The sequence below is a fragment of the Streptomyces sp. SID1328 genome, assembly GCF_009865595.1.
In the GTDB taxonomy this organism is placed as follows: Bacteria; Actinomycetota; Actinomycetes; order Streptomycetales; family Streptomycetaceae; genus Streptomyces; species Streptomyces griseoluteus.
The window spans coordinates 1-3,907 of record NZ_WWKH01000933.1 but is presented as its reverse complement, the minus strand read 5'-3'; the positions used below and the strand labels follow the sequence as shown (position 1 = coordinate 3,907).

Here is a 3,907-nt window from a genome sequence, read left to right as displayed (position 1 = left end):
GGCGGCACCACGCCGGGCGGCACATCCTCCGGCGGCACCACGCCGGGCGGCACATCCTCCGGCGGCACCACGCCGGGCGGCACATCCTCCGGCGGCACGTCCGGAGGTGGGGCATCTGGCTCATCCGGCTGACCCGGCCTCTTCACCGCGCGGCCATGTGCCGCAGCGGTAGGCCCGGAGAGCGGGGCGGCGAACTGTGCCTGATTCCTCCGTGGGACGCGCCGGAAGGCGAACGGCTGCAGAGCGGGGTGAGGTAGACGTGTACGATGACCAAGACCCGGAGTTCGCGCCTGGGCCTCGCGACGCCGGCTCGAGTGCCAGCCCTCCCCACCCCGCGAAATTGGTCGCGCCCTCGTCCGGCACGGATCACCATGCCCGCCCTGCCGGCTCTCACGGGGAGGGGCACACACCTTCTCGCGCCCTTCCCCGTGGTTCCCGTGGTTCGTCGCCCAGCTCGGGTGCCGGTGCGCTCTCCCCGCCATGCCGGGTCGTCGCAGTGTCGGTGCTCGTGGCCGTCGCCCTGGTGGTGTGTGTGCACCTGGGCCTGGTGTTCCTGTCCCTCGCGCCCTCGAACACGGTAAGCAAGCAGCAGGGCAAGGCCGTCGGTGCCTGGGTGTCCCCGGAGTTCGAACAGAATTGGAAGCTGTTCGCGCCGAACCCGCTGCAGCAGAACGTCGCGGTGCAGGTGCGTGCCGAGGTCCGGTCGGCGGATGGCGGGTCCCGTACCACCGGCTGGTATGACCTGTCGGCCCAGGATGCCAAGGCCATAGACGGCAACCCGGCGCCCAGCCACACCGAGCAGAACGAGCTACGCCAAGCCTGGGACTTCTTCAGCGTCACTCATGACACGGCAGGTCGCCCGGGGCCGAACGGTGCGCTGTCCGAGCAGTACGTGCGCCGGATCGCCGTGCTGCGCCTGGACCGCGCGGGTGTGGCCGGTCCGAACGGTGTCGTTCAGCGCGTTCAGGTTCGCAGTCGTGTGGTAACGGTGCCCCCGCCTGAGTGGAGCCATGAGCCGGTGTCGACCGCGCTCGTGTACTGGCTGCTGCCGTGGTGGATGGTTTCGGCTGATGAGGCCGGGGGAGGTGTGCGGTGACCGATCGTGGATCGTGGGTGCGCAGCAGCATCGGCCGGGTGCTCGATGCGGCTCTGGGCCCGTACCAGACGGCTGTCCTCCGCATCGGCATCTCGTTGACGTGGCTGCTGTTTTTGCTGCGTGAGTATCCGCACCGGCAGGAGCTGTACGGCCCGGACGGTCCGTGGAGCTGGAGTCTTGCTCGGCAGCTGACCGGGGTGAACGGGGCGTTCTCGGCGCTGATGTGGTGGCGCGGGCAGGTGTGGTTCGAGGTCGTCTACGCGTTGGCGGTGCTGTGCAGTGTGCTGCTGATGCTGGGTTGGCGGACGCGAACGATGTCCGTGCTGTTCATGGTCGGTGTGCTGTCGTTGCAGAACCGCAATGTGCTCGTGGGTGACGGCGGAGACAACGTGCTGCATCTGATGGCGCTGTACCTGGTGTTCACGCGGTGTGGGCAGGTGTGGTCGCTGGATGCGCGGTGGGCCGGGCGGGCGCGGGCGGCGGGTGCGCGGGGGGACCGGGTGGGGCCGCTGCTGTGGGGTGTGTTGGGGACGGTGCTGGCCGCGGTCACGGTGGCGGGGCAGGTGCGGGGCGAGTGGCTGGTGCCCGCGATCCTGTGGACAGTGTGGCTGGGCCAGGGACTGTTCTGGGTGGTGGAGCGGCGTGCGCGGTGGGTTCAGCCGAGGGTGTTGCTGGGGGCCGTCGGGAACGTCGTGCACAATGGTGCGCTGTTCGTGATCATGGTTGAGGCGTGTCTGATCTATGCGACGGCCGGCTGGTACAAGATCCAGGGGTCGCGCTGGCAGGACGGCACGGCGGTGTACTACCCGCTGCACCTGGACTATTTTTCGCCTTGGCCCGGACTGGCCGGTCTGTTGTCTACGCACGGGACGCTGGTGATGCTGGTGACATACGGCACGGTGATTGCGCAGGTCGCCTTCCCGTTCACACTCTTCAACCGACGGGTGAAGAACGTCCTGCTCGTCGTACTGATGACCGAGCACGCCATGATCGCGGTGGTCCTGGGACTGCCGTTCTTCTCCCTCGCGATGATTTCCACCGACGCCGTGTTCCTGCCGACGTCCTTCCTGCGGCGGATGGGCGGATGGGCGGAAAGCCTGCGTGGCCAGTTGCTCCCTCATGCGAGGCGCACTCCGGCGACCGTCCCGCGCCCGGTGGAGGACGCGAGCCGGTCACACGACAGGAACCGGCATGAGGGTGCCGGTGGCGCACGCCGGTAACTGTTAGGGCCTGACCGGGGCCGGGCCCGAGCTGGCGCGGGTCGTCAGTTCGGGAGCGATGAGCGCCGTTCGACCGCGCTGCGCCCATCTCCTGGGCGCGCACGGTGACCGAGGTCAGGCGTACCGAGGTCTGGGCGGTGACCTGCTCTGGGCAGACCGGCCGGGCGCGGCACGCCCCTGCTGGGGCAGAATTTCGGCGGTGAGGACGGTGTATTCCGCCGAGCGTGTCAGCGACTGGTTCAGGCCGTCGACGAACAAGGGCAGGCAGGTGGCCGCGTTGCTGCCGATGACGGTGTCCCCGCGCCCACGCATGGGGATGTCTCCTGAGGGCATCAAGACTGATCTTGATGTCAGTCGGGTCCACGGCGGGGAGGCAGGGCCATGCGGCGGCTGCGCAGCCTCGAGCCAATCAAGTTCCCAGTCGGTGACCGCGGCGTCGTAGGCCGCGAGTTCGACGCTCGCCATGTTCCGGTAGTGGGCCACGACCTCGTCGCCGAAGGCGGCCTTGGCGAGGGTGCTGGTCTCCCAGAGTTCGGCGGCCTCGCGCAGGGCGTTGGTCAGCTGCGGCGGGACCACCACCGCCGCCGCTCGGTCGGCTGCTCTTGCTTCTGAGGCTCGCCCGCAACCGCCTCAAGCAACAGGAGATGGAGGGGAAGGGGGGAGACACGCGGCCGGGGCCAGGCCCAGACCAGGCCCCGCCGCTGCTCGTGGAGCACCTGGTGAAGCTCAGCGCCACCTGCCCGGACAACCTCAGGGGCATCCGCGACCGCGCCCTGGTGCTGATGCACTTTGCCGTCGCCGGCCACGAGCACGAACTCGCCTTTCGGACAGGCACGGGATGTTAGCGGCCGTTGATCCACTACCGAGCATCAGTACACAGCGTGACCTGCTCCGCGCCTTCTCACCGCCTGAACAGGTGCTTTCACCGACGGCGGGAGACGGACCTCCGTCGGATCGCACTCTCACCCCACCCCACAGGACAACTGTTTTCAGACAAACGGCCCCCGTCGGCCCCCAGTCCATTCACCCACCCTCTGCCGGTCGCGCTGTGGGCGGCGCTGTCCGCCAGAATGTGTGGAGAAGGCGTGGGTCTTCGCCTCGATGGGGAACGAAGCGCGTCGCGGAGATCGACAGCGCTCTCCAGCGCATCCAGACGTCCCCCGACTGGCGTCGCCGCCGCACTGACGGCGGGCAAGGGGTGCGGCGGCGCCGCCGGCACGCAACCGGCTGAGCGCGTGCCCTGACCCCCGGCCGCGCCGCGCCGCCCATCCCGCCTACCCCTTCTCCTTCACTCCAGCTAGGCAGTTTCGTTTGGATCAGTGGGTCGTTGGTCCGGGTGTGCCGTTGGCTGATGCGCAGTGGGCGCGGATCGAGCCGTTACTCCCGGACCGGACACCGAAGCGGGGTGGCCGCTGGCGGGATCACCGGGAGGTGATCGATGCGATCGCCTACAAGTTCCAGACCGGCACGCAGTGGGTTCACCTGCCGGAGAAGTACGGCAACTGGCGAGGGGTCTACAACCGGCTGCGGATGTGGGCCGTCGACGGCACCTGGGAGCGGGTGTTCACCGCTCTGGTGGCACAGGCCGACG

At 68.9% G+C, this 3,907-nt stretch carries 3 protein-coding genes and 1 pseudogene; 3 read left to right on the top strand and 1 reads right to left on the bottom strand.

What is annotated here, in order from left to right; all coding sequences use genetic code 11:
- Window positions 1-340: 340 nt before the first annotated feature.
- The gene (locus tag GT030_RS30255) at window positions 341-1,096 is read left to right on the top strand and encodes a DUF5819 family protein (RefSeq protein ID WP_237522931.1); all 756 of its coding nucleotides are present in this window, start codon (window positions 341-343) and stop codon (window positions 1,094-1,096) included.
- Window positions 1,093-2,316, top strand: coding sequence for an HTTM domain-containing protein (locus tag GT030_RS30250; protein ID WP_161203817.1), 1,224 nt, complete (start codon window positions 1,093-1,095; stop codon window positions 2,314-2,316). The genes GT030_RS30255 and GT030_RS30250 overlap by 4 nt, the downstream gene beginning before the upstream one ends.
- Before the next feature lie 411 nt (window positions 2,317-2,727).
- On the opposite strand, the pseudogene GT030_RS30245 reads toward GT030_RS30250, so the two are convergent.
- Window positions 2,728-2,874 (bottom strand): annotated as a pseudogene (locus GT030_RS30245) (glutamine synthetase); the annotation flags it as partial.
- Between the two features lie 161 nt (window positions 2,875-3,035).
- Here GT030_RS30245 and GT030_RS37220 point away from each other — a divergent pair.
- Window positions 3,036-3,161 (top strand): hypothetical protein, encoded by a 126-nt coding sequence (locus GT030_RS37220; RefSeq protein WP_272920735.1) that lies wholly within the window; start codon window positions 3,036-3,038, stop codon window positions 3,159-3,161.
- The last annotated feature ends 746 nt before the right edge of the window (window positions 3,162-3,907 follow it).